21 protein-coding genes are annotated in these 24,232 nt (G+C 60.8%); all 21 read right to left on the bottom strand.

Annotated elements, in window-relative coordinates:
- Positions 1-28: 28 nt before the first annotated feature.
- Positions 29-1,030 (bottom strand): serine/threonine-protein kinase, encoded by a 1,002-nt coding sequence (locus OQ248_RS11260; protein WP_265812868.1) that lies wholly within the window; start codon positions 1,028-1,030, stop codon positions 29-31.
- Positions 1,027-1,755: a PP2C family serine/threonine-protein phosphatase gene (locus OQ248_RS11255; protein ID WP_085685940.1), complete on the bottom strand. Its 729-nt coding sequence runs from the start codon at positions 1,753-1,755 to the stop codon at positions 1,027-1,029. The genes OQ248_RS11260 and OQ248_RS11255 overlap by 4 nt, the downstream gene beginning before the upstream one ends.
- Positions 1,755-5,294: a type VI secretion system membrane subunit TssM gene (gene tssM / locus OQ248_RS11250; RefSeq protein WP_265812867.1), complete on the bottom strand. Its 3,540-nt coding sequence runs from the start codon at positions 5,292-5,294 to the stop codon at positions 1,755-1,757. The genes OQ248_RS11255 and tssM overlap by 1 nt, the downstream gene beginning before the upstream one ends.
- Positions 5,295-5,307: 13 nt before the next feature.
- Positions 5,308-6,183, bottom strand: a complete 876-nt coding sequence (gene icmH / locus OQ248_RS11245) for a type IVB secretion system protein IcmH/DotU (protein WP_007954389.1) — start codon at positions 6,181-6,183, stop codon at positions 5,308-5,310.
- A gap of 5 nt (positions 6,184-6,188) precedes the next feature.
- A complete protein-coding gene (gene tssK / locus OQ248_RS11240) occupies positions 6,189-7,520 on the bottom strand; it encodes a type VI secretion system baseplate subunit TssK (RefSeq protein WP_085708838.1) in 1,332 nt (443 codons plus the stop codon).
- Between the two features lie 2 nt (positions 7,521-7,522).
- Positions 7,523-8,023: a type VI secretion system lipoprotein TssJ gene (gene tssJ / locus OQ248_RS11235; protein ID WP_265812866.1), complete on the bottom strand. Its 501-nt coding sequence runs from the start codon at positions 8,021-8,023 to the stop codon at positions 7,523-7,525.
- A gap of 5 nt (positions 8,024-8,028) precedes the next feature.
- The gene (tagH, locus tag OQ248_RS11230) at positions 8,029-9,222 is read right to left on the bottom strand and encodes a type VI secretion system-associated FHA domain protein TagH (protein WP_085708836.1); all 1,194 of its coding nucleotides are present in this window, start codon (positions 9,220-9,222) and stop codon (positions 8,029-8,031) included.
- 18 nt (positions 9,223-9,240) lie between these two features.
- Positions 9,241-9,381 carry a hypothetical protein gene (locus tag OQ248_RS11225; protein ID WP_003229566.1) on the bottom strand — a complete coding sequence of 47 codons (141 nt, stop codon included), beginning with the start codon at positions 9,379-9,381 and terminating at the stop codon, positions 9,241-9,243.
- A gap of 93 nt (positions 9,382-9,474) precedes the next feature.
- Positions 9,475-10,995 (bottom strand): sigma 54-interacting transcriptional regulator, encoded by a 1,521-nt coding sequence (locus tag OQ248_RS11220; RefSeq protein WP_265812865.1) that lies wholly within the window; start codon positions 10,993-10,995, stop codon positions 9,475-9,477.
- A 10-nt stretch (positions 10,996-11,005) separates the two neighbouring features.
- On the bottom strand, positions 11,006-13,663 hold the full coding sequence (tssH, locus tag OQ248_RS11215) for a type VI secretion system ATPase TssH (protein ID WP_265812864.1): 2,658 nt from the start codon (positions 13,661-13,663) through the stop codon (positions 11,006-11,008).
- Positions 13,664-13,674: 11 nt separating this feature from the next.
- A complete protein-coding gene (gene tssG, locus OQ248_RS11210; RefSeq protein WP_085708833.1) occupies positions 13,675-14,682 on the bottom strand; it encodes a type VI secretion system baseplate subunit TssG in 1,008 nt (335 codons plus the stop codon).
- Positions 14,646-16,433 (bottom strand): type VI secretion system baseplate subunit TssF, encoded by a 1,788-nt coding sequence (tssF, locus tag OQ248_RS11205; protein ID WP_007954380.1) that lies wholly within the window; start codon positions 16,431-16,433, stop codon positions 14,646-14,648. Before tssF ends, tssG begins: the two co-directional genes overlap by 37 nt.
- A gap of 69 nt (positions 16,434-16,502) precedes the next feature.
- Positions 16,503-16,925, bottom strand: a complete 423-nt coding sequence (locus tag OQ248_RS11200) for a hypothetical protein (protein WP_114886376.1) — start codon at positions 16,923-16,925, stop codon at positions 16,503-16,505.
- Positions 16,926-17,189: 264 nt separating this feature from the next.
- Positions 17,190-17,576 carry a hypothetical protein gene (locus OQ248_RS11195; RefSeq protein ID WP_265812863.1) on the bottom strand — a complete coding sequence of 129 codons (387 nt, stop codon included), beginning with the start codon at positions 17,574-17,576 and terminating at the stop codon, positions 17,190-17,192.
- A gap of 83 nt (positions 17,577-17,659) precedes the next feature.
- Positions 17,660-18,076 (bottom strand): hypothetical protein, encoded by a 417-nt coding sequence (locus OQ248_RS11190; protein WP_265812862.1) that lies wholly within the window; start codon positions 18,074-18,076, stop codon positions 17,660-17,662.
- Between the two features lie 48 nt (positions 18,077-18,124).
- Entirely contained in the window at positions 18,125-19,054 is a 930-nt protein-coding gene (locus OQ248_RS11185; RefSeq protein ID WP_265812861.1) for a DUF6402 family protein, read from the bottom strand.
- A gap of 19 nt (positions 19,055-19,073) precedes the next feature.
- On the bottom strand, positions 19,074-19,598 hold the full coding sequence (locus OQ248_RS11180) for a PAAR domain-containing protein (protein WP_265812860.1): 525 nt from the start codon (positions 19,596-19,598) through the stop codon (positions 19,074-19,076).
- Positions 19,599-19,609: 11 nt separating this feature from the next.
- Entirely contained in the window at positions 19,610-20,017 is a 408-nt protein-coding gene (gene tssE / locus OQ248_RS11175) for a type VI secretion system baseplate subunit TssE (RefSeq protein ID WP_102688426.1), read from the bottom strand.
- Between the two features lie 9 nt (positions 20,018-20,026).
- Entirely contained in the window at positions 20,027-21,502 is a 1,476-nt protein-coding gene (tssC, locus tag OQ248_RS11170; protein WP_085708829.1) for a type VI secretion system contractile sheath large subunit, read from the bottom strand.
- A gap of 28 nt (positions 21,503-21,530) precedes the next feature.
- Positions 21,531-22,034 (bottom strand): type VI secretion system contractile sheath small subunit, encoded by a 504-nt coding sequence (gene tssB, locus OQ248_RS11165; RefSeq protein ID WP_003229587.1) that lies wholly within the window; start codon positions 22,032-22,034, stop codon positions 21,531-21,533.
- Between the two features lie 32 nt (positions 22,035-22,066).
- On the bottom strand, positions 22,067-23,629 hold the full coding sequence (gene tssA / locus OQ248_RS11160; protein WP_265812859.1) for a type VI secretion system protein TssA: 1,563 nt from the start codon (positions 23,627-23,629) through the stop codon (positions 22,067-22,069).
- Between the last annotated feature and the right edge of the window lie 603 nt (positions 23,630-24,232).

Below are 24,232 nucleotides of genomic sequence, written 5' to 3'. Positions count from 1 at the left end.
AGTGTGCTCCCTGTTCGAATGTCATCCGTTACGCCCTCAGCCGCAAACGCTGCAACCAGGACGAAGTGGCGCCCAAGGCGTCACGCAATTGTTCGGCAGTGATGTTGCGCTCTGCCGCGTCAAAGGCCAGTGCGGTGCGCAGCGCTGGCCAACAGTGTGTCGGCAGATTTGCCGGGGCTTGCAGTTCGCGATCCAGGTGTTCGTCACGGGCCTGGGTCGAGGGCAAGCGGCGGAACGGGTGTTTGCCGCCCGCCAGTTCATAGATCACGCAGGCCACGCCATACACGTCCGCGCTGGCCGACAGCGGTTGCCCCTCAAGCAGTTCGGGGGCGGCGTAGCCCGGGGTCCAGGCGTTGAAGCGCTCGCGGCTCAGGTGCGGCAGGCCGGGCAGGATGCCCTCCTCGGCTTGCCCGAGACCGAAGTCGAACAGGCGCACGCCGTCTTCGCAGAGCATGACGTTGCTCGGTTTCATGTCACCGTGCAGCACGCCGCGACGGTGGGCGTAGGCCAGCGCGTCGAGCAGCGGCAGCGCGATGTCGCGCAGTTCTTTCCACGGCAGGCCCAGCGGCCGCTCGCAGAGCAGTTTGTCCAGCGTCAGGCCACGCATGAGTTCCATGGTGATGAAGGCCCGCTGGCAATCGGTGTCCACTTCGAACGTGTGCGGTCGCAGCACGTTGTCGTGGCGCAGGCGTCGGGTCAGGGCGAACTCGCTGTAGAGCAAGGCACTGGCGTCCGGCGACTCGGCAAATTCTTCGCTGAGGATTTTCAGCGCAATGTAAGGATCGGGATCGCCGAACTGTTCGTGCAGCAGATCCCGGGCCCGGTAAACCGCACCCATGCCGCCGGCCCCGAGCAGACGCTCAAGGTGATAGCGGCCGGCGAGTACGTCCGGCAGTGCACCGATGCTGGCCTTGGTCGGCGCCAGCAAAGGCTCTGCCTTGTTTTCCTTGGCGAAGGCGAAGTAGGTCAGGTTGTTGGCCTGCTCTTCGCTCATCAGCAAGTCATCGACTGAGGATTCGAGTTCAGTCATTGGCGGATCACCACGGCAGTCAGATTGTCCCGGGCGGCGCCACGCAGGGCGCCGTCGAACAGACGTTCCAGCGCCACATGCGGCGCCGCCAGGCTGAGGGCGTTGCCGAGGGCATCGCTGCTCAGGCCTTGATACAAACCATCGCTGCACAGCAGGAACACGTCGCCCGGATAGACTTCGAGTTCCAGCACATCCAGGGTCAGTTGCTCCGCCGCGCCCACTGCCCGGGTCAAGGCCTGGGCGGCCGGGTGCGCCGCAGCCTGCTCGACGCTCATCTGTTGCTCGTCGATCAGTTGCTGCTGCAGCGAATGGTCCTTCGACAGCTGATACAAGCGCTGGCCGCGCCACATGTAACAACGGCTGTCGCCGGCCCAGATGCAGGCCGCACGATTGCCTTCCACCAGCAGCGCCACGACGGTGCTGCCCATGATGCTGTCGTGACGCCCGGCGGTGACGGTCAACTCCTGCCCCAGGCGCCGGTTCAGCCAGTGCAGGCACTGGCGGATGGCTTTGAGGCGTTCGTCGAAGTCTTCGTGCTGCGGCAGTTCAGCCAGGCTGGCGACGATCATCTGGCTGGCGATGTCGCCGCCCTGATGACCGCCCATGCCGTCCGCGACCACCCACAGCCCATGCTGCGGGGTGTCGAGGAAGGCATCTTCGTTGCGCGACCGCACCTTGCCCGGGTCGGTTCGCGCCGCGCTGCGCCAGGGACTGGCCACCAGCATCAGAGCTGCACCGGCATACGGAAGGTGCGCATCACGCCCATGTCGAACGGGTTCGGCGTGCGCTGGCTGGTCAGCAGGTAGTTGGCGCGCAGGCCACCCACATCGGCTTTCAGCACCAGCACATCGCGACCGGTCAGGTACTCGGTCTGCATCAGGTCGAACAGACGGAACAGCGACCACGGGCCGGAGTTCTTCTCGATGCCGATCGGGCGGCCGGCCATCTTGTCCATGACCAGGCTGGTGCGACCGTCTTCAGCATCGGTCGGCCATTTGAAGTTCATCGGCAGGATCGGACCGTGGCGGTATTCCATGGTCTTGTCGCCGAACTTGAACTCGGAGCGGCTGACCGCCGGATCGAGGGTGTACGGCTCGAGCTTGAACTGCACGGTCGGCTCGGCCGGGTTGATCGAGAAGAAGCTCTGGCGAATGTTCAGTGCCGCCGCCATCTGGTCGAGGAAGACCTTGGACACCGGCAGGCTGCGACCGTCGATGCTGCGCATCCGGTAGTTGCCCGGATCACCGCTGACGAACGGACGCATGTAGCTGTCGAAGAAGCGGTCGATGGTGCCTTGAGCCCGGAAGAACTCGCGGAAATCGCTGATCGCTACGTCGCTGGTGCTCGATGCGCTGAACGGGTAACGCTGGTTGATGGTCTTGCCATACACGCTGTACAGCTCGCTCTGATAACGGCCGTTCAGGTATTGGTAGGCGTCGTTGAGCACCAGGCGCCACGAGTCTTCGGCCAGCACGTTGAACCACACGCTCAGCGGACGCGGCAGACGACCGGAGGCATTGCGCAGGTTGGTCAGCGCATCACGCTGGCCGCTCATGCGGGTCTTGGCCAGTTCGAACGCGGCCTGCTCCGGCGTGCTGGAACGGGCAAGGCCCGCCAGTTGCAGTTGCAGGTCGTTGAGCGCGGCGAAGGCCGGGGTCAGGTCAGCGGCCGGGCCGTTGTTGTCGTCGAGCAGCTTGTGCAGCGGTTCGAAGCGACGTTGCAGCGACTTCTTGGCGGTGTCCGGCAGGTTCTTCGCCACGTTCATGGCCGCAGCCTTGTCCGTCAGCGCGGAGGCGAGTTTGCCGACCTTGCCCAGTTTGCCCTTCTGGCCTGCCAGTGCATCGGCAGCGTCACCGGCTTCATCCACCGGCTCAGGAGCCGCCGGGAAGCGGGTGTTTTCGCGCACTTCAGTCAGCAGCGCCAGCACTGGCGAGTTGGCCGAGGTCAGGCCCGCCAGTTGCTCGGCGCCTTCACCGGCATCGCTGATCGGCGGCAGTGCCACCTGGCCAACGGCCTCGCTCCAGTAGTTGGCGTAGTCGCGGAAGTACAGTTGCTCCAGCTCGACCATCAAGCGACGCAAGTCCATGTCGCTGATGCCCGCGCCTTCGCCCAGTACCCAGTTGTCACGCAGGATGTCGGTGACCAGCGCCGAACCCTGTACCGAGAAATACTGCTGATAACCGGTCTGGGTGTAGAAACCCGGAATCACGTATTCGGTGCCGATGAACAACGAACCTTGCGGGCCAAGGTGCTGGCTGAAACGGTAGTCCGGCAGGTTGCGCGCTTGTTCGCGGAGCATGCGGTAAACCACAGCCGCCAGGGACTCACTGCGCAGAACCTGACGGGCCTGAGTCACCAGTTGCTCGTTGAGCGGGTAGATAAACGGCAGCTTCAGCAGACGCTCCAGATGCGCATTCAAACCGTTCTGCACCGCAGTGTTGCCGGTATAGCGCTGGGACCAGTCGGTAGCGACCCAATCCTTGAGCCATGCCGCATCGCGACGGTCCTTCATGTTCAGCATCAGGTACGCGCGCAGGCTGTTGATCAGCTTTTCGCGGTCCTTCATGTTGGCGCGGATCTGGCCTTCGAGCATGGTTGCAACCCGTGGCAGCAGTTGCTTTTCAAGCTCACGCTCGTAGGCCTCCTTGACCACCGGATTGACGTCCTGGCCCTGATACAGACCGACGCGCTCGTGGTACGCAGCGTCGCCCTTCTTCGGGAACACCTGGGTCGCGGCGTAGCTGGTGTCGAGGGTTTTCAGCGTGCCCATGGCGTCATCGCGCGGCGACAGTGCCGTGCGTTGCTGAGTCCAGTTCTGCGCCAGGTTGCGCAGGTTTTCCAGACGTTCCCAGTTGGCCGAGAAACCGCCGGCCCAGAGCATGCCGAACAGCACCAGCGCGCCCAGTGCACCGACGTACAGCGCACGCTGGCCCCAATGGATGCGGCTGCGCTCGCGCTTGTCCAGCCCGGCCAGATCGGCCTCGGGGAAAATCACCCGGCTGAGCAAGTGGTGGATAAAACGCGAACGACCGCTGCGCAGGGTCGGCAGCACGCCGGCGCTCATGCCCAGGCTGGCGCCGATACCGGCGGTAGTCGAGTCCATTTCGTGGGTCAGGTGCGGTGCGCTGGTCAGGTAGAAACCACGCAGTTGGGTCGCACGCTGGTAGCGGTTGCCGGTGAACGCCATGTCGACGAACAGGCACAGACGCTCGCCGATCTGCCCCATCTGGTGCGGGAAGTCGAGGATGCGGCCACGGCGCTGGGTGTCGCGCTCGGAGTGCATGCGCATGATCACCTGGCTGTTGAGGCGACGCAGCAGCTCTTCGAACTCGCCACGCAGCACAGCGACGTCGGTGCCGACCTGATCCTTGCGGAAACTGGTACCCAGCACCTGGTCGCTTTCTTCGCGGGTCAGTTGATCGAAAAACTCGTCGAAGCCCAGCAGCTTGTCAGCCTTGCTCAGCACCAGATACACCGGCACGTCGACGTGCAGCTTCTGATACACGTCTTGCAGACGCGCGCGCACCTGGCGGGCCAGAGTGTCGATGTCCTGCTCGCTGCCACCGGTCAGGGTTTCCACCGGAATGGTCACCAGCACGCCGTTCAGCGGACGACCGCGACGACGCTTGCGCAGCAGCTCCAGCAGAGTGGTCCAGGCGCTGCCGTCGACTTCCGAATCCGGTTGGGTCAGGTAGCGGCCGGCGGTGTCGATCAGCACACCGTGGTCGGCGAAGTACCAGTCGCAGTGACGGGTGCCGTGGGTGTCGCGGGTCAGCTTGCGGTCGATCTTGTTGATCGGGAATTCCAGCCCGGAGAAGTCCAGCAGGCTGGTCTTGCCGCTGGCCTGCGGACCGATCAGCAAGTACCACGGCAAGTCACTGCGCCAGCGCTCGCTGCGGCCGCGATACAGGCTCGAAGTCTTGAGGGTTTTCAGGGCGTCCTTGAAACGCTCCTTCAACTCTTTCTGCTCTTCTTCGATCAGGTCGTCGCGACGGATACGGTCCTGGCCGTCTTCGGTTTCCTCGACGGCTTTCTTGCGGATACCGGCGCGCCAGCTTACGAAGACCATGGTCAGGCCCCAGATCAGGAACAGCACGGCGATGGTCAGCAAGCGCGAGGTCGAACTCTCCCAGAACTTGTAGTCATCCACCGCCAACAGCGGGCCGACGAACCACACCAGCAGCGCCACGAACAGCACCAGCAGCAGGGTCCAGACCCAGGTCTGGCGCAGGAAGGCGCCGACTTTCTTGAAAAACTTTTTCATCACACGTCCCTGTTTACGGCTGCGACTGCGGCTGGACCGCGGCCGGATCAAGCGGCTGATAAGGTTGCAGCACGGTGTCGCGCTGCTCGCCCAAGACCCAGGCGAAGCCCGAATACATCATCACCAGGCAGACGAAGGTGAACAGCACCACCATCCACGCCGGCACGATGCGCACCAGGTTGCGGCGCTGATCGTTGAGGCCTTCCCACTGCGGCGACAATTCGCGCGGCACATCGCCACGCAACTGACGGATCTGCCGGTACAGGGCGTCGCGGATGCCTTCGAGCTCCAGCATGCCGCGGGCCTGCACGCGGTACTTGCCCTCGAAACCGAGGGACAGGCACAGGTACATCAGCTCCAGCATCGGCAGGTGCTTGACCGGGTTTTTCGACAGCCGATCGAGCAGCTGGAAGAACTTCTCGCCGCCGAAGGTTTCGTTGTGGAAGCTGCTGAGCAGGCTCATCTGCGACCACTCGCTTTCGTTGCCCCACGGCGTGGTCACGACGGCTTCGTCGACCACGGTGCAGAGCACGTAACGGGCGGCCATCACCTGGCTGCTTTCGGCGCCGTTGTGCAGGGCGCGCACTTCGAACAGCTTGAGCCCGGCGGTCAGGCGCTCGTTGAGCGCATAAAGGTCTTCGCGGGTTTCGCTGTGCTTGAGGCGCACCACTTCCGACAGCAGTTCGGAGGACGCCGCCACCAGCGAATTGAGACTGATGTTGAAGGCTTCCGCCGGGCGCAGGCGCGCGGCGTAGATCATCCGTTCTTCCAGTTGTTCGAAGCGCGGCGGCGCGGCGAAGTCGGTCAGCGGACTCGCCGCCGGGCCATGGCCCTGACGGTCGAGCAGGACGGTTTTGTCGTCCTGGTTGTGTTCCATGTCCTTGATCATGTCGGTCAGTTCCTGATGGCCCAGAATTTCAGTTCAAGCTCGGCGAATTCGCCGGACACGTGGAACGCGAAGCCGCCGGAGCGCTCGAGTTGCGCCAGGTCTTCGGAACTGAGTTCGAGGATGAAATAGGTTTTGTTGGAGTGGAACGCGATCTGCCGCGGGGCCACCGGCAACGGTTTGACCTTGATCCCCGGCAAGTGCAGGTTGACCAGTTGGCGGATGCGCTCCACCGGGCCGACCTTGAGGTGCGCAGGCAAGCGGTTGCGCAGTTCTTCGGAGTCGCAGTTGGCACTGGCTGCCAGCACGAACGACGCCGAGCCCAGCAGTTTGTGATCGTGCAGCGGCGACACGATGATCCCGTACTGACGCGCCTGCAGGATCAGTTCGATGGCGTGCTGTTCCAGCACCATCGACAGCACCTGACGGATCGACTCCATCAGTTTGCGGAAACTCGCACCCTGGTCGGCGTGGGAGTAGCGGCTGTCCAGACGCGGGCGCTTGCTGTCGCTGGAGAAGGTCGCCAGATCGCCGAGCATGGTCAGCAGCGTGCGGTACAACTCTTCCGGGTGAACCTGCTCCAGACCAAGGTAGTGGCGCAGCAGCAGTTCGGTGCGGTTGATCAGTTGCAGCATCATGAAGTCGCCGATTTCCGCGCCGCCGACCTTGCCGTTCGAACGAATCCGCTCGGCAATGGTGTCACCCCGGTGACCGAGCATGCTGATCACCTCTTTCAGGCACGACAGCAGGTAGCTGGAGGCGTGGGCCTGAATGTAGGTCGGCACGAAATCCGGGTCGAGGCTGATCACGCCGTCCGGCGTGGTGTCGAGCACGTCGCAGATCTTCAGCTTCACGTAGGCCTGGTCGCTCTGCTGCTCGCCGAGCAACAGCTTGAAGTCCGGGCGACCGCATTTGACCTGGCTTGCCGAATCGTCGCCGGCGTTGGAGTCGGCCACTTCGGTTTCATAGGCGGTGTAGCGCGCCAGCACGTCGGACTGCTCCGGACGACGGGCCTCGATGTGGTTGCCGGTGACCAGCGGCAGCGCCAGGTAAATCGGCGTATTGCCGGTGTTCGGCGGAATGTCCAGGGCCAGCGGTTCGGTGTTGCCGCCGAGTTCGAACAGGCTACCGTCCGGCAGAATCCCCGAGGCTTCACTGATTACCAGTTTGCCCATGTTGAGGAACTGCAAGTCGATCTCCAGATTCAGGAAACCCCAGGTGTAACCACCCAGCAACTGGGTGCGGGTCTTCATCTGGTGATCGTAGTAGCGGTCGTTGTGCTGGAAGTGCTGCGGACGCAGCAGCATGCCTTCCTGCCAGATGACTTTATGGGTATTCATGATCAGTCATCCGCCTTGGCGAGCACTTCGTTGGTCTTGCGGATACCGGCCTGATCCAGGGTCAGATCGGCTTCGGTGACTTCCAGCGGCGTGATCGGGAACGTGTGGCGCCATTTGGTTTCCGGCAGGTCGCGGTAGGCGGCGAGGATGCCGATGTAGCGGCTGCCCTCCTCCACGCTGAGTTTCAGTTCCACGGTTTCACCCGGGCGCAGTTCGAGTTCTTCGCTGGCCACCAGATCCGGGTTGAGGGATTCCTTGGCGCGCTCGTAGAGGCTGAAGAAATCGGCGTTCTCGAAGGTCACCGGGTGCTTGAGTTCGAACAGGCGCACCACGATCGGCGACGGACGACCGTTGAGGTCCGGGTTCAGCTGATCGCTGCCGGTCAGCTTCAGGTTGATCTTGGTCACTTTCGAATACGGTGACAGCGACGAGCAACCGGCGAGCAGCACCAACAGGGTGAGCGCGGTCAGCGTCTGGAAAAAAGCGGTCGAGCGGCGAGACATGCGCATCATCCTTGGTGGTCGGTGTGGAGGGTGGAGATCAGGCGGATCTGTTCTTCGTAGGCCTGGGCGAAGTCACGGGCCAGCAGACGCTCGCTCCAGTCGTCGTCCTGACGCAGCGCGTGGTGGTAGCGGTTGAACGCTCTCCAGCGGCCACCGGAAGTGGCGAGCAACGGCTTGTTGTCGCGCTCGAAACGCAGGGTCAGCTGCTCCGGCGAGAAGTGCTCCAGGGTGCCGCGCACCGCCGCGCGGCTGGCGGTCAGCAGCGCCACCTGATGCGCCTGCAAGTCGCGGAACGCACGGGAGATCGCCTGCTCGGCCGGCAAGTGGCCCGGCTTGTGCGGCTGCAACAGGATGTCCAGCGCTTCGCTCGGATCGACGGCGAATTTCAGCGGATTTTTGTTGGTGCCTTGCACGGTGGTCTGGGCCAGACGCAGTTCGTTCTTCAGCTCGGAACGGGTGCGCAGGCTCTGTTGCAGACCGCCGATGCTCTGGCGCAGCAGACGTGCGGCATTGACCGCCAGCGCCTCGCGCTCGTCATGGCTCAGGCCTTTCAGATCGACACCCAGTGCCGCACCGAAGTGATCCCAGAAACCCTGTGGCTGACGCTCGACTTCTTTCGGAGCCGGCGCAGGTTCTGGCTTGGGCTCGACGATCAGCTCCGGCACCATCAGGCTTTCCATGTCGATGCGCGCATAGTCGGCGCGCTGACGGGAATCTTCCGGGTCGGTGGTCGGCGCGAGCATTTCCTCGAATTCCGAGTACACGCGCTCTTGCTGCTCCAGCGATTTCAGCGGGTCGAGGTCAAGGAACGCGTCATCCGGAATGATGGTGCCGGCGGCCCGAGGCAGACCTGCTTCACCGTCAAAGGTCGCCGGGTCGCGCACCAGCCGCGCACGAATCTCGAAGTCGCCCAGCACGTAGGTGCTGCCGTGCTCGATGCGCACCGGTTCGCCCTTGTGCAGGCGTGCGCCGCTGTCGCCGTCCTGGACACCGTTGCTGCTGGTGTCGGTCAGGAAGAACGTGCCCTCGCGATAACTCACGATGGCGTGGTGGTTGGACAAGTGACGCTTGCGGTCAGGGATGATCCAGTCGCAGTCCTCGCCCCGCCCGATCACGCCGCCGGCCTGTTTGAAGGTCCGCTGGCACAGCTCGGTGGGCACGAACTGCTTGGTGTTCAGCATTTCGAAAACCAATTCCATGTTTGATGCTCCTTGCGGTCACTTGCCGCGATTGACCGCCTGCGGATCACCCAATGGGCGGTAATCGTTATCGTTGAATTTGTAATTGCCGCTACAGCCGCCGAGGCCGCATAGAACGACGAGGGTCAGCAGGACAGCGTGCCAGTGACGAACAGACATCAGAGGGTCTCCAGGTGTAGACAAAGCACAAAGCGCCGACCCTTTCGGGCGGCGCTGATAGAAGCGGACGAGGTGAAACCGACGGACTTTTGCCTACCCATCGAAGTCACCCAGATTGATGTTCAAACGGCCGAGCCGGTACAGCAGCGTGCGTCGGGGCAGGCCCAGTTCGCGGGCCGCGAGCGTCTGGTTGCCGTCGTTCTTGCGCAGGCAATCGAGCAGCAACGTGCGCTCGACCCTTTCCAGCCGTTCACGCAGGTTCAGGCTGCTGTCGTCCTCGAGCATCGGCTCCATGCGCAGGGAAAAATGCTCGGCCAGCAACTCGCCGCCTTCGCACAACAACACGGCACGCTCGACCAGCGCCTTGAGTTCACGGACGTTGCCGGGAAAGGTGTAACCGGACAGATGCTCGAGCGCAGAATCGGACCAGCGCACCGGGTCCCGCTGCAAATAGGCACAGGCCTTCTCGGCGAAATGCTTCGCCAGATCGAGGATGTCGCCTTCGCGTTGACGCAGGGCCGGCAGGACAATCGGGAATTGCGCGAGGCGGTAATACAGGTCCTCGCGGAATTTGCCTTCGCTGACCAGCACCGACAGATCGCGGTGCGTCGCGGCGATGATGCGCACGTCAATCTTGTGGGTGTCGTTGGAACCCAGCGGGCGGATCTCGCCTTCCTGCAACACGCGCAGCAGTTTCGATTGCAGCGACAGCGGCATGTCGCCGATTTCATCGAGCAACAGCGTGCCGCCGTTGGCTGCGTCAAACAGCCCGGCGCGGTCGCGGTCGGCGCCGGTGAACGCACCTTTGCGATAGCCGAACAGCTCGCTTTCCAGCAGGTTTTCCGGGAACGCCGCGCAGTTCTGCACAATGAACGCCTGGGAACGGCGCGGCCCGCAATCGTGGATCGCCCGCGCGACCACTTCCTTGCCGGTGCCGGTTTCGCCGCGCAACAGCACGGTGTACGGGCTGTGCAGGACCTTGCTGATCAGTGAATAGGTCTGGCGCATAGCCGCGCTTTTGCCAATCAGGCCGTAGCCGCTGATGCTCGGCACGCTGCGAATCGCCGGTGCAACGGTATCCACCGGTTGGCGCAGGCGTTGCAGCAGATGCAACTGCCCGAGCACGAACGAGCCGAGCTGACCGAGGGAATCGGCGAAGCCTTGCAGGTCGGTATGACGACGGCTGGCGCACAGCAACAGACCCTCGACGGCCTTCTGCTGATTGACCAGTGGCACACACAACAGCGACTGCCACGGCGTGGCCGACGCCGGCAGGAAACTGGTTTCGTGCAGGCTGCCGCCCAGGTCGTCGAGGCACACCACGCGGTTCTGGCACAGGGCGAACTGCAGCAACTGCTCGCCGTTGTAGTCCGCCGGCAGGCTCGCCGCGCCGCGTGGTTGCAGCACGCCGTCGAGGCACTCGGCGTTCATCCCCAGGCACGTGTGGGTGGCATCGAGCAGATACAGTTGCGCCAATTCGCAGCCACTCAACCCGGCCACGCCGCGCACGAAGTCACCCAGCAGCGCAGCACCGTCCGCCGAACGCGACAGGCTGGCGAACTGCGCCAGCAACGCTTCGGCATAGAGCAGTGGCTGCGGCACTTGAGTGAACATCACACTCACCTCAGGCGAACTCGCAGGTCACGCTGGCTTCACCATCGAGCGTCGCATGCACGCGCTTGAGGCTTTCACCGGTGGCCATGGCGTCGAGCAAGCGGTCGGCCACCAGCGGCAGCACGTGCTGGTCGAGCAAGTGGTCGATCAGACGCGCACCGCTTTCGCTCTGGGTGCAGCGCTCGGACAGGTGATCGACGAGGTTCTGGCACCAGCTGAAATCCAGCTGACGACGGTTCAGGCGCTCGCCCAGACGACCGAGTTTGATCTCGATCAGCTCGCGCAGCACCGGGCCGCCGACCGGGTAGTAAGGCACCACTTTCATCCGCGCCAGCAGCGCCGGTTTGAAGTGTTTGCTGAGCACCGGGCGAATGGTTTCTTCCAGCACTTCGGCGGTTGGCCGCGCGCCGTCTTCGCAGAGGTCGCTGATCTTGTCGCTGCCCAGGTTCGAGGTCATCAGGATCAACGTGTTGCGGAAATCGATCTCGCGCCCTTCGCCATCGTTGGCCACGCCTTTGTCGAAGATTTGGTAGAACAGGTTGAGCACGTCCGGGTCGGCCTTTTCGACTTCATCGAGCAGCACCACCGAGTACGGCTTCTGGCGCACCGCTTCGGTGAGCATGCCGCCCTCGCCGTAACCGACGTAGCCTGGCGGTGCACCGATCAGGCGGGAAACGGTGTGTTTCTCCTGGAACTCGGACATGTTGATGGTGGTGATGAAGCGGTCACCGCCGTACAGCAGGTCGGCGAGCGCCAGGGCGGTTTCGGTCTTGCCGACGCCGCTCGGGCCCACCAGCAGGAACACGCCGACCGGTGCGTCAGGCTTGTTCAGGCCGGCAGCGGTGGCGCGCATCGAGCGATCCAGCGCGTGCACAGCTTGTTCCTGACCACGGATGCGGGTGCGCAGGTCGGTGGCGAAGCTGGCGACCTTGGCGTTGTGTTCGCGGGCCAGTTGCGCCAGCGGCACGCCGGTCCAGGCGCTGATCACTTCGGCCACCAGACGCGGGCAGACTTCGAAGCTGACCAGACGCTCCTTGACCTGAGCGGCGGTCAGGGCGCTGTGGGTTTCGTTGAGTTGCGCTTCCAGCGCTTCGACGCTGAGGGTTTCGTCGACTTCGGCAGCGTGAGTTTCGATCACGGTGCCTTCGGCGTCTTCCTCAACGGTGACCACCGGCTCGACCGCCGCCGCTTCACGGGCCTTGGCCAGTTGCTGACGCAGTTCCAGCAGACGCTCGGCCAGTTGTTTCTGCTCGGTCCACAGGGTTTCCAGTGCGACCATTTCGGTTTCGGCTTCATCCAGGCGCGCTTCCAGTGCCTCCAGCGCTTCGTGGTCGATCAGCAGACCGGCTTCGGCGTCGCGGCGCAGGGCCTGACGCTGACGGCCACCTTCCGCCAGTTCGCCACGCAGGCGCTCCAGGCTTTCCGGGGCGGCGGCGAGGCTGATGCGTACGCGGGCACAGGCGGTGTCGAGCACATCGACAGCCTTGTCCGGCAGTTGGCGACCGGCCAGGTAACGGGCAGACAGTTCCGCTGCCGACACCACCGCGTCATCGCGCAGGTAGATGCCGTGGCTCTTCTCGTAGACCTGAGCCAGGCCACGAAGGATGGTCACCGCTTCGTTCACCGTCGGTTCGTGCAGTTGAACCGGCTGGAAACGACGGGCCAGCGCCGGGTCTTTCTCGAAGTATTTCTTGTACTCGGCCCAGGTGGTGGCGGCGATGGTGCGCAGTTCGCCACGGGCCAGCGCCGGCTTCAGCAGGTTGGCCGCGTCGGAACCGCCGGCATTGCCGCCCGCGCCGATCAGGGTGTGGGCTTCGTCGATGAACAGGATGATCGGCTTCGGCGAGGCTTTGACCTCGTCGATCACGCCTTTCAGACGACGTTCGAATTCACCTTTGACGCTGGCGCCGGCCTGCAACAGGCCCATGTCCAGAGACAGCAGTTCAACGCCTTTCAAGACCTGCGGCACTTCACCGGCGGCGATGCGCGAGGCCAGGCCTTCGACGATGGCGGTTTTACCGACACCGGCTTCACCGACCACAATCGGGTTGTTCTTGCGGCGACGGGCGAGGATGTCGACCATCTGGCGGATCGCGCCATCGCGGCACAGCACCGGGTCGAGTTTGCCGTCGCGGGCCTGCTGGGTCAGGTTGTGGGTGAAGCGCTCCAGCAGCGATTCGCCCTGGGCGGCCGGTTTGCCGTTGGCCGCTGCCTGAGGCTGTTGCGACAGGGCAAATTCTTTCAGGCGATCAATGTTCAACTTGGCGAGCAACGGCTGGTAGCGGCTGCCGGCGTAACGCATCGGGTTGCGCAGCAGCGCGAGGATCAGCGCCGCGTCTTCCACCGAGGTCTGGCCCAGTTCAAGGTTGGCCACCAGCAGTGCGTCTTGCAGCCACTGCACCAGCTCCGGAGCGAACACCGGGTTGCGCGAAGCGCTGTGCTCGACCCGCGATTGCAGCGCGGCGCTCAGTTCGCCGGCATCAACGTCGGCATCCTGCAGTGCGCGGGAGAGCAGACCGTTCGGGCGTTCCAGCAGGCCCAGCATCAGGTCTTCGACCAGAATCTTGCTACCGCCACGGGCGACGCAGCGCTCGGCGGAACGCTCCAGATCGCGACGGGTTTCGGCGTCCAGCGCCTGGATGAGTTGTTGCAGGTCTACGTTGATCATGGCTCACGTCCTTAATGAATTTTGCTGCCCAGGGTCACCACGCCGTCTGCTTTCTCGCAGCCCAGCCAACTGGTCCAACCCAGGCGACAGTCGTTCTTCTCGCCAATGCGCAGTTCGCGGATTTCTTCCGGGCGCAGCACCAGGCGAATGTCGTAATCGAGCGGGTCACGCAAGGTGAACCGCACCAGCGCGCAGAGCGGCTGGTAACCGAAACCGATGGGCAGGAATTCGTGGAAGCGTTCCCAGTCGAGTTCGGTGATGTGAATGCGGAACTTGCCGCTGCGGTCGCGCACGTGTTCGCCCAGCACCAGGTCTTCACCCAGCACGCTGTTGGCGAAGCCGAGGCGGTTGCGCTGTTCTTCGAGAATCTCCACACGGCGCTCGATGCACTGCTCGATGACCAGGTCTTCGTGCTTGAAGTAGTAACGCAGCACCGCTTCGATCAGCGCCGCCGAGTGGGCCCGCAGGCTCAGCAGGCCGAGGTACGGCAGCAGGCGTTTCCAGTTCAGCTCCTTGGCCCGGCGAATCTCGTCGCCACCGAGGCCGATCAGCGCAAACAGCTGCGACGAAAACGGGTCGACCGCGCCGCTCTGGAAGCTCGCGCGGTAACGGTATTTGCGCCAGATCGGCAGCATCAGCCGTTGCAGGCGATGGTGGAACAGATCGAGGAAATTGCGCGTCGGGTTGCCGTCTTCGCTGTCGCCCAGGGCTTGTTCGCCGTAGAACGCCGGCAACGGCGATCCGGAACCGACCAGACCGATCAGGTTGAAGCGCAGGCGCGCGCGCATCTGCCCGTGCTCTTCGAAAAACTCCACGCGATCGACATCGCTGCGCGGAAATCCAAGGCTCGGATTGGCCTGGAACTCCACCTGGTCGTACAGATCCTCTTCGCTCAGGTACGGGTGCGCCTCGCGCAGCCGGTCGATCACCAGCAGCACGGCCTGAAACAGCGAGTACTCGCGTATTACCTTCGTCAGCCCGCTTAAAGCAGGGGCTGCAGGCCCATACGTGGTGTCCATTGGTACACCTCTCCCTGTGTGCTTTTTACCCGCAGCTCGTGGAATGAATTGAGACTGGCGTAAAGCGCGAAAAACTCGTTGAGAACCGAGGCGAAGACGAACAGGTCGCCCTCACCGATATACCCTTCCGGGTCGATGGTCAGTTCGGTGCGCAGACCGCGCACCGGCAAGCCACGGTGCAGCCGGTCGACGTGGTGATGCTTGATCAGTTTCAGACCGCCGAGCAGGCGCTTGCTGACCTTCTCCGCGTGCTGGTCGTAGTAGCGCGGCAGGTCGTAGGTTTCGAGAATCACCTTCAACGCATTGACGTCGGCCAGCGACAGATAGTTGAGCGACATGTTGCTGATCAGCTTCCACAGGAAGTCACGGTTCAGCGGGGGCGCAAAACTCGAAGTGGCCGGGGTGATGTTGCGGAAACTCAGGAACTCCGGGGTCTCTTCGCAGGCCATGCAGATCTGCCCGAGCTTGAGCTTGCGCGGCAGGTTCTGGTTGGTGCAGACCAGCTCGATCGACAGGGTTTCGTGGGCTTCGGTGTGGCGGATGCCGAAGCTCAGGTAGGTGTCGAGACCGTCGTGCAGCAGCGACGAACGCTGGCGGATGCTGTAATGCGGACGGCTGTTGGGCACGTCGAAACTCGGGTCGTGCTCGAAGGATTCGAACGGCACGTATTCCTGATAACCGAGGCCGCCGGGCTTCCAGCCGGTCACGGTTTCCACCGAGAACACACCGCAGTTTTCCAGATCGAATTCCGCCGGCAGCAGCAGATATTCGTCCTGCTTGCCGTCGAGGCGGATCGGCAGTGCATCGTGCTTGAACAGGTTGACGATCGGCGTGCAGAACAGCTTCACGTTATCCGTCGTCGGGCGCATGCGCATGATGCCGCTCTTGCGGATATCGAAGCGCAATTCCAGACCGCGCATCTGCTTGAGGGTGTCCTCTGGCAGTGCCTTGAGAATGTCCAGGCCATGGACATCGACGAACAGGAACTTGTCCTGGAAGGCGAAGTATTCCTGCAGGTAGCGATAGCCCCGGAAGGTGTTCAGCGGATACGGGATCAACGCTTCTTCTTCGGCAAAGCCCACTGGCTTGACGCGGTCACCCGGAATCTTGAACGCCATCGGCTTGCCGCTCACGCCGTCGATTGGCTTGCCAGCGCCGTCGAGGGGGATCAGTTCGATGCCGTCGAGGTTGCGCAGCAGGCTCAGGTAGAGCATCTGGCTGATGTAACGCTCGCCGGCAAAGTGCAGGCGCAGCTTGCTCAGTTCCAGTTCGCCGAGATGACCGTCGGCACTCATCTCCAGGCGCAGGCTGAGCAACGAGCCGTCGCCCTTCACCGAGTAGTTCAGCGCGGCCAGATCCAGCGCCATGACTTCGGTCGGGTAGCAGGTGCGGAAGCGGCAACGCACGTCTTCGATCGGCACGCTCTCGATCGGCGTATCACGCTCGACCTTCAGCGCCGGCCCCGAACGTTTGAGCGGATCGAACTGCAGAATGCTGAACGCCGGCAGCGGGCGCATGTAGTTCGGCCACAGCAACTGCATCAGGGAATGGCTGAGCTCCGGCAACTCGTCATCGAGCTTCTGGCGCAAGCGCCCGGTCAGAAACGCAAAGCCTTCCAGCAACCGCTCCACATCCGGATCCCGCCCGGCCTGCCCCAGAAACGGCGCCAACGCCGGACTACGCTCGGCGAAACGGCGGCCCAGTTGGCGCAGTGCGGTGAGTTCGCTTTGGTAGTAGTGGTTAAAGGACACGGGTTACCTGCCTGGTAGTGGAACTCATGAAAAAACTGTCCTGTGGATTACGCTCGATGCCCGACCTGATCATGGAATGACGCTCTCAAACTGAGCCGATTGGATGCGTCCAGCGATGTTTCGCGATGCCCAACGCAACTCGATGACTTGAGTGGTCAGGATTGCCAGCAACGTGGCACAACCTTGAGCCACGCCATAAAACAAGGCTCTCAACGGGTTGTCGGGGAGCATCCAGAGCAGGATGAATCCCACCAGAAGGCTCAGGATCACTAGCTTGGCGACGAGGCCTGGAATCAGCGCTGCAATCAGATTGACCCCGAGAAATATGTAAAACATCGCGTAGCTGGCCATACCGATGGCGACTCCACGAGTGGTGAACCCACCGTTCAGATGCTTGTAGGCATGTACGACTGCATCATTCAAAAACACGTAGGCCACGCATCCGAAGGCATGGACAAACAGGCACATGGAGATACGCGAGTAGTTGCTCATGCTGGTCTCAGATTTCCGTACCACGACCCAAGGCCATGGATAGCTACAACATCGGCCAAAACCGAGAGCGTTAGTGCGCGGTGAAGACGTGAATTTCGAGCAGCCCGATGTGAGGCAGTCAGGAGCAATACCAAGCTCAACAGGGCCAGGCAGCCAAACAGATCACTGTCAGCAACACCGGCCAGATACCCCTGCAAACTCATTGCGTCCATCAATACCGCTCTCCAACTTTCTCAGGTAGCGACGCCGGCTTTAAATCAGGCATCAACGACACTCTGAAACTATCCAACTTTCCCAGCCTTCAGAGCCTGGATAAACAATCATCTCTCCGCGAAATTCGGGTGCAACGCCGGGACTCCCCTCATCCCGCCAGAGATACCATTCTGATGTTTTTAGTAGGTCGTTATTTTTTGTATAAACGCGATAAAAATACGGGCTGCTGAAGTACTTAAACGCACGACCAGCCACTACACCCAAAAAAATGTAATTCGGTGAATACGTTGCGATATAGCAGCTTCCTGAGTCATTCCAGTCAATGAAAAGAGGCTCCGCGGCCTTTGAGCTAATCACCTTCAGGCCCAAAAGAACCAAAACCGGCACAAGCACGCACAACGAAAAAGGTAAAAAGCTCTTTCTAAGGGACGCTTTCATGGCATTGCCTTTGACATCGGTAATGACATCGGGGACAGTCCCCATTCTCACCGATGGCTGACATTCCAGACAGTCAGCTCTCTTCAATTAGGTATAACCTCATAAGGCGTATTACTAATAAAAGGATTCAACCAACTTTCCTCCCATTGCGGCATGGAAATCCTGAATGTTTTATTTTTTTTATCAAACTCAATCCAGGTGATACCGACCTGAGAATCGTCTTCAAACGCGCGCATATCCAGCGATTGTGTATCGTACAACGGTGTCCGGTAGATTTCCCTCGGGTTTTGCACATCAGTAATTCTCAAATACGCCATACCGCCAAGCATAAAAATTCTACCGACACGCACATTCTCGATCGTATAGCGCCCCGAAGGGCTTTTTTTAGCCGTACTTGCAGGGAACCCCAGCATTGCGTCAACGGAGTAGATAAGCGATGCAGCAACAACAACCAGGAATAGACTGATCGTCCACAACCATTTTTTCTTAGGCATGATCATTACGTCCCACACCCTTCAAATTGACAACAATAAAAATCAAGAACCGCATCATTTATTCCAGACATTGATAATCGTCGGCGCAACAGTTTTGTATTGGATATCAGACAAAACCTGAAAATCACCGCCCTTACCAAATTCCGAGCGGTACTTAACAAAATGGGAATTGGTAATATAAAAATAGCGCGAGCTTTCTATTTCTTTAAACATCGCTTGAGAGTCTTCCGCACTAATATACGGGTTCGACGAAATATCTGATTTCATCTGCGCCATGCCAGCGTTTGCGGCGGCGGCGTAGGCCGGATTGGCAATCCCATCAAAATTCCAGAACCCTAACGGCTGGCTAAAATTGTCGTCCGGCGAGTCATTGAAGTCATAAGCATCTTCGGCGTAAAAACCAATACGACTTACAAACAACTGGATGCTGTCTGCGGACACCACCAACTGCCCCTCTGGAAATACTCTAATGTTGAAATTTGCCAGTGCGGCCCTGAGCTCATCCGTTTTTTCTATGAGCCCAAATTTGATTGCGCGGTTATTACTGTATCCAAACTCTTCAACCTTTCTGGCGCTATCAAACTTAAAAGGATAAGTACCCGGTTTCGAACCAAGATACTTATCTTTAATTTTTTTGCTTATGTTGGCACGAGCTGGAGGATTATCCCAAACGGACTCCAACTCCTTGATTACGGCTTTGGCAGGTTCGAACTGATTGAGCCATGCCATTTTTACGATGGTACTTTCTACATAAACCAGATCCGGAAGGGCATCATGATCCTTGACCTCCTTACTCATGGCACCGTCGGGAGTAGACCAAGGTTTACCGTTAAACCAATGACGCATGAGTTTTGCGGCAACCGGCCAACTCATCTTGTCCATCGCAGAAGGGATGTCTGTAATTTTAAATTGACGCACAGCAGCGGACTTTCCGGCTTGGTTACTGGCCGGCGTCAGAGTGGAAGCTATTTTCGTATCCGCCATATCTAAGCCCTTCCTACCGTTATCCAATTACAACTTCAGTTTGTTGCTCGATAATCAGCTCGTATGATTCCGCTTCCGAAGATGAGACTTTCTGCGTCTTACCGTCGACACCTGTAACTCCGGTAATTATTTTCCCCGAAGCGGTTTTGAAGCTGTACGCAACACCAGCCAGCGGCTTACCGGAATCTTGGCAATTGATTACGTAGTGCTCGTTAAACGGCCACTGAATCTCCACCGGCAACGGCGGCACAAACGGCGCCGGCGAATGCGAATTGCCGATAATCACCGTCCCTGATCCAGCCGTGACTTTATTGCCGTGAGAACCAACCGAACCAACGGTGGCCGCGGGCTTGCCATTGATCAGAACCGTGGTCGCCAGATCGCCAACCAACGCACCACCGCACGCGGAGGCATCGCCTTCGCGGGCGGCCGCGAGGCCGTCGAAGAACACGTCGCCGGAGCCGGCGGCAATCGGGTTGGTGCCGTGGCCGGGGAGCGGGCAAGCAGTGGGGTCGGATACGCGTGCTGCAGGTTTGCCAGACATCGGGGTTCTCCTTAGGTGACCTTCACTTGACCGCTGCCATCCAGGCGCGCGGCGAAACTGACCTGACGCTTGAAACCCTCGACTTCCAGCAGGCCTTCGATGCTGAAGGCCAGTCGGAGCTGGTCGTGGTCACGCGGCAGGGAAATGACACGCACGTTGCTCAGGCGCGGTTCGTAGGCTTCGATGAAGCTTTCGATGGCCAGGCGGGCCTGACTCAGGGAGTCGTGCAGGCTCAGGCGCATGTCATTGAGATCGGGCAACCCGTAGTCGGACAGCGTTTGCACGCTGCCGGCCCGGGTGCTGAGCATTTTGGCCAGATGGGCAGCCACCGACGCCATGGCAGAAGCCTCGAGGCTCTTGCCCTTGCGTAGTTCCGCGTCGCCGTTGAGGCGTTCGAAAAGGCTGCCGTATCCGTCCATGAGTCGCTCTTACTCTTTGTCCAGCTTGCCAACCAGCGACAGGGTGAAATCGGCACCCATGTACTTGAAGTGCGGGCGCACGTTCAGGCTGACGCGGTACCAGCCCGGCTCGCCTTCAACGTCGCTGACGATCACTTGCGCAGCGCGCAGCGGACGACGGCCACGTACTTCGGCGCTCGGGTTTTCCTGGTCGGCCACGTACTGGCGGATCCACTTGTTCAGTTCCAGCTCGAGGTCGGTACGCTCTTTCCACGAACCGAGTTGCTCGCGCTGCAGCACTTTCAGGTAGTGAGCCAGGCGGTTGACGATCATCATGTACGGCAGCTGGGTGCCGAGCTTGTAGTTCAGCTCTGCAGCCTTGCCTTCTGCGCTGATGCCGAAGAACTTCGGCTTCTGCACCGAGCTTGCGGAGAAGAACGCCGCGTTGTCGGAGCCTTTACGCATGGTCAGGGAGATGAAGCCTTCCTCGGCCAGTTCGTATTCACGACGGTCGGAAACCAGAACCTCGGTAGGAATCTTGGTTTCGATTTCGCCCATGCTTTCGAAGTGGTGCAGAGGCAGGTCTTCAACGGCGCCGCCGCTCTGTGGGCCGATGATGTTCGGGCACCAGCGGAACTTGGCGAAGCTGTCGGTCAGCTTGGTGCCGAACGCGTAAGCGGTGTTGCCCCACAGGTAGTGCTCGTGGCTGTTGGCAACGTTTTCCTTGTACACGAACGATTTGACCGGGTTTTCTTCCGGGTCGTACGGGTTACGCAGCAGGAAACGCGGAACGGTCAGGCCAACGTAGCGGGAGTCTTCCGAGGTACGGAAGCTCTGCCATTTGGTGAATTGCGGGCCTTCGAAGTGATCTTTCAGATCCTTCAGGTCCGGCAGGCCGGTGAAGCTTTCCAGGCCGAAGAATTTCGGGCCGGCAGCGGCGATGAACGGCGCGTGGGACATGCAGGATACGCTGGCCACGTACTGCATCAGTTTCACGTCCGGCGAGCTTGGGGACAGGTAGTAGTTGGCGATGATCGCGCCAACCGGCTGACCACCGAACTGGCCGTATTCAGCGGTGTAGATGTGCTTGTACAGGCCCGACTGCATCACTTCCGGCGAATCTTCGAAGTCGTCCAGCAGGTCGTCTTTGGAGACGTTGAGGATTTCGATCTTGATGTTTTCGCGGAAGTTGGTGCGGTCGACCAGCAGTTGCAGGCCACGCCACGACGATTCCAGCGCCTGGAAGTCCGGGTGGTGCAGGATTTCGTCCATCTGACGGCTGAGCTTGGCATCGATCTCGGCGATCATGCGGTCAACCATGGCTTTCTTGACCGGCTCACCGTTGTTCTGCGGCTTGAGCAGCTCTTCGATGAACGCCGACACACCGCGCTTGGCGATGTCGTAGGCTTCGTCGTCCGGTGTCAGGCGGGTTTCGGCGATGATGCTGTCGAGAATGCTGTATTCGCCGTTTTCGGCGGCGTTCTGTTGTGCTGCGCTAGTGCTCATTGTGTTGGCTTCCTTGGCTGCTGTGGGCTCAGGCGTCCGGGGCTGCGGCGTTCAGGCCCAGCTCACCGAGTACGCGACCGCGGGATTCGTCGTCGGCGAGCACGCCTTCGATGGCTTTACGGAACGCAGGTGCGTTACCCAGCGGGCCCTTGAGGGCCACCAGCGCATCGCGCAGTTCCATCAGTTTTTTCAGCTCAGGCACTTGCTCGACCAGGCTGGCCGGGTTGAAGTCCTTCATGGAGTTGACGCGCAGTTGCACGGCCAGCTCGTCGGCCTCGCCATCTTCCTGCAGACGGTTCGGCACGCTCAGCGTCAGACCCAGCTCTTGCTTGGCCAGCACTTCGTCGAAGGTCATCTTGTCGATGCTGATCGGCTTGCGATCCTCGATCTTGCGATCGTCCTTGCGGTGGGTGTAGTCACCGATTGCCAGCAGCTTCAGCGGCAGTTCAATCTCTTCCTGAGCACCGCCGGTGGCGGGTTTGAAGGTGACGTTGATGCGTTCCTTGGGGGCTACCGAGCCTTCTTTGGCCATGGCTTTTCTCCTTGCGGTTGTGGCCCTGGGGCCTATTCGAGTACCACTTCGAGGTCGAGGTGGCACAGCCTGCGATAAATCTCTTCCTTGCGTTCACGTACGGCATGGTTCTGCGGCAGCAACTCGCAGCAACTGTGCAGCAGGTGCAGCACTTCCAATGCAAGATCGGGCTCCCAGGCGTGCAGGCCTGAGTCCTGTAATGTCTGATCGAGGGTTTCGAGCTGGTTCTTGGCGAGTTCGTATTTCTTGGCCAGGAAGCACAGCCGCGCGAGGGCGAACTGCCAGAAGAAGCGTTCGCGGCCGCCGTGCGCCGATTGCAGACCCTGTTTGAGGATCTGTACCGCCGGCTTGAGGCCTTCCTTGCGCAGGATCGGCTGGACTTCTTCCAGGGCCTTTTCCCAGGCCGGCTGGGTTTCGACGTTCTCGGTTTCGACCTTGCGCGGCGCGCTGGCGCTTTGCAGGTGCGGCATGACGTTGCCCGCGATCCACGCCCGGGTGGACGGATCGGCGAACGGCGCGCCGTCATGGAAACGCAGCTCGATGATGCCGGGCAGGCGCTGAATCAAAAGCGCGAAGTGGATTTCCACTTCGCGCATGGCCAGCTCGGCGTTGAGGTTCTGGAGGCATTCCCAGACCATCCTCTGGCCATCGAACCAGAACGGCGCCTTCGCCAGGCTCGCCTCCAGTTCCACCAGCAGGTCGGCGTATTTGCCTTGGTCAAAACGGTCCTGATACTGCTTGAGCTTGTCCACCGGCAAGCCGCGCAGCACGGTGATCTGCTCGGCGTTGCGCTCGGGGACCGCGTCGATGGTCATCCACAGCAAGGTGCGATTGAGGCGCAGGGCGCGCAGGTCGGTAGCCTTCTGCTTGAGCCACCAGGCGCACAGCGGGCGGGCGCTTTCCTGCTGGGCGCGGAGGGCCTTGTGGGCTTCTTTCTCGTTGTCGATCGGCGCGCCCGGCGCCAGCAACTGGCTGGCGGCCTGTTTGACCTGCGCCACCGCCGCACCCACCACGCCGGGGGCCGGCTGGTTGTCGGCGGCGCGCTGGATCATGGTTTTCAGGCGGCGGGAGAGCGGCAGCAACAGCGGCGCGTCATCGCCCAGATGTTCGGTGCAGGCCGCGTCCAGACCGGACAGGTGCTCGAACAACTGCCGGAACATCGGCAGCTGTTCCTTGATCGCAATGTTCTCGGTGATCACCTGCTCCAGACGAGGCACCAGCCAGCCGATGGCGGCGGCCCGGGTACGGGGCTTGAGCGGGTGAACGTCGGCCCAGTTATTTTCCGACAAGTGGTGCAGCAAACCGAGGCCGGCGAGCAGCCCGGGGAAGGATTCACGCTGGTACAGCGACCAGGTCAGCCAGGCGCCGACACGTAGATCCTTGGATTGGGTGCGCAGCAGGTTTTCGCTGTTTTCGCGGATTTTCAGCCAGTCGACCTGCCCGCTTTCGTGCATCGACGAAGCTTTGGCCAGCTCGCTTTCCAGCGCCTCGAATTCGCTCGAGAAACGAACGTCTTCGCCCGCAAAATTCTCTTTGGAAACAGAGACTTTAGCGAGTTCGAGGTAATGGGCGGAAAGTTTGCTTGAGTAGGACATCCATGGCCTTTATTTGGATTACGGTCGTACGCCTATTGGAGTTGCAGCGGCGCGGGGACAGTATCGAAGAGCATTGGGGAAACTCATCCAATTGAGTGTGTGCTCTTTCAAGTGCGCGCATCGTAATCACAATGATGGCCACTAGCAAGCATCCGATTAAACAACAAGACGAACTGTTCATTGGGGTGTGTAGGAGATCGCCCTATATGTCGCAGGGGTTTCCCTGATATCGGTTTATATTTCACATTTTCGGCCTGCTGCCCCGTAAGCATTGATCTAGAGCGCCCAGTGAAAGCCATCAACAGTGATGGCACGACCGTTCCATAAATACGGATGAAAGCATGACAAAAACGGAAAAAATTTGAAGTAGGACGCTTCCGAAAATACACGCTCATCTATTAACAAATGACCGGCGACAACTGCAAACAATAAAAGTGCCATCAAATTGATGGCAATTCATATGTTGAATATTGTTGGAATACCTGCACAGACAGGACTATCGCAGGGTTTCCTTATCGCCTTGAATCACTTTCCCACAGGCATTTCCCACAACCCTGGCGCTGTTTTACAACGCGGAATGTTCCGACTTAAACCAGGGACTCT

Origin of the sequence: Pseudomonas sp. COW5, assembly GCF_026240005.1 — a bacterium.
GTDB lineage: Bacteria > Pseudomonadota > Gammaproteobacteria > Pseudomonadales > Pseudomonadaceae > Aquipseudomonas > Aquipseudomonas kribbensis.
Note: the sequence above shows the minus strand (reverse complement) of the source record. Positions and strands in the feature narration are given on the sequence as shown.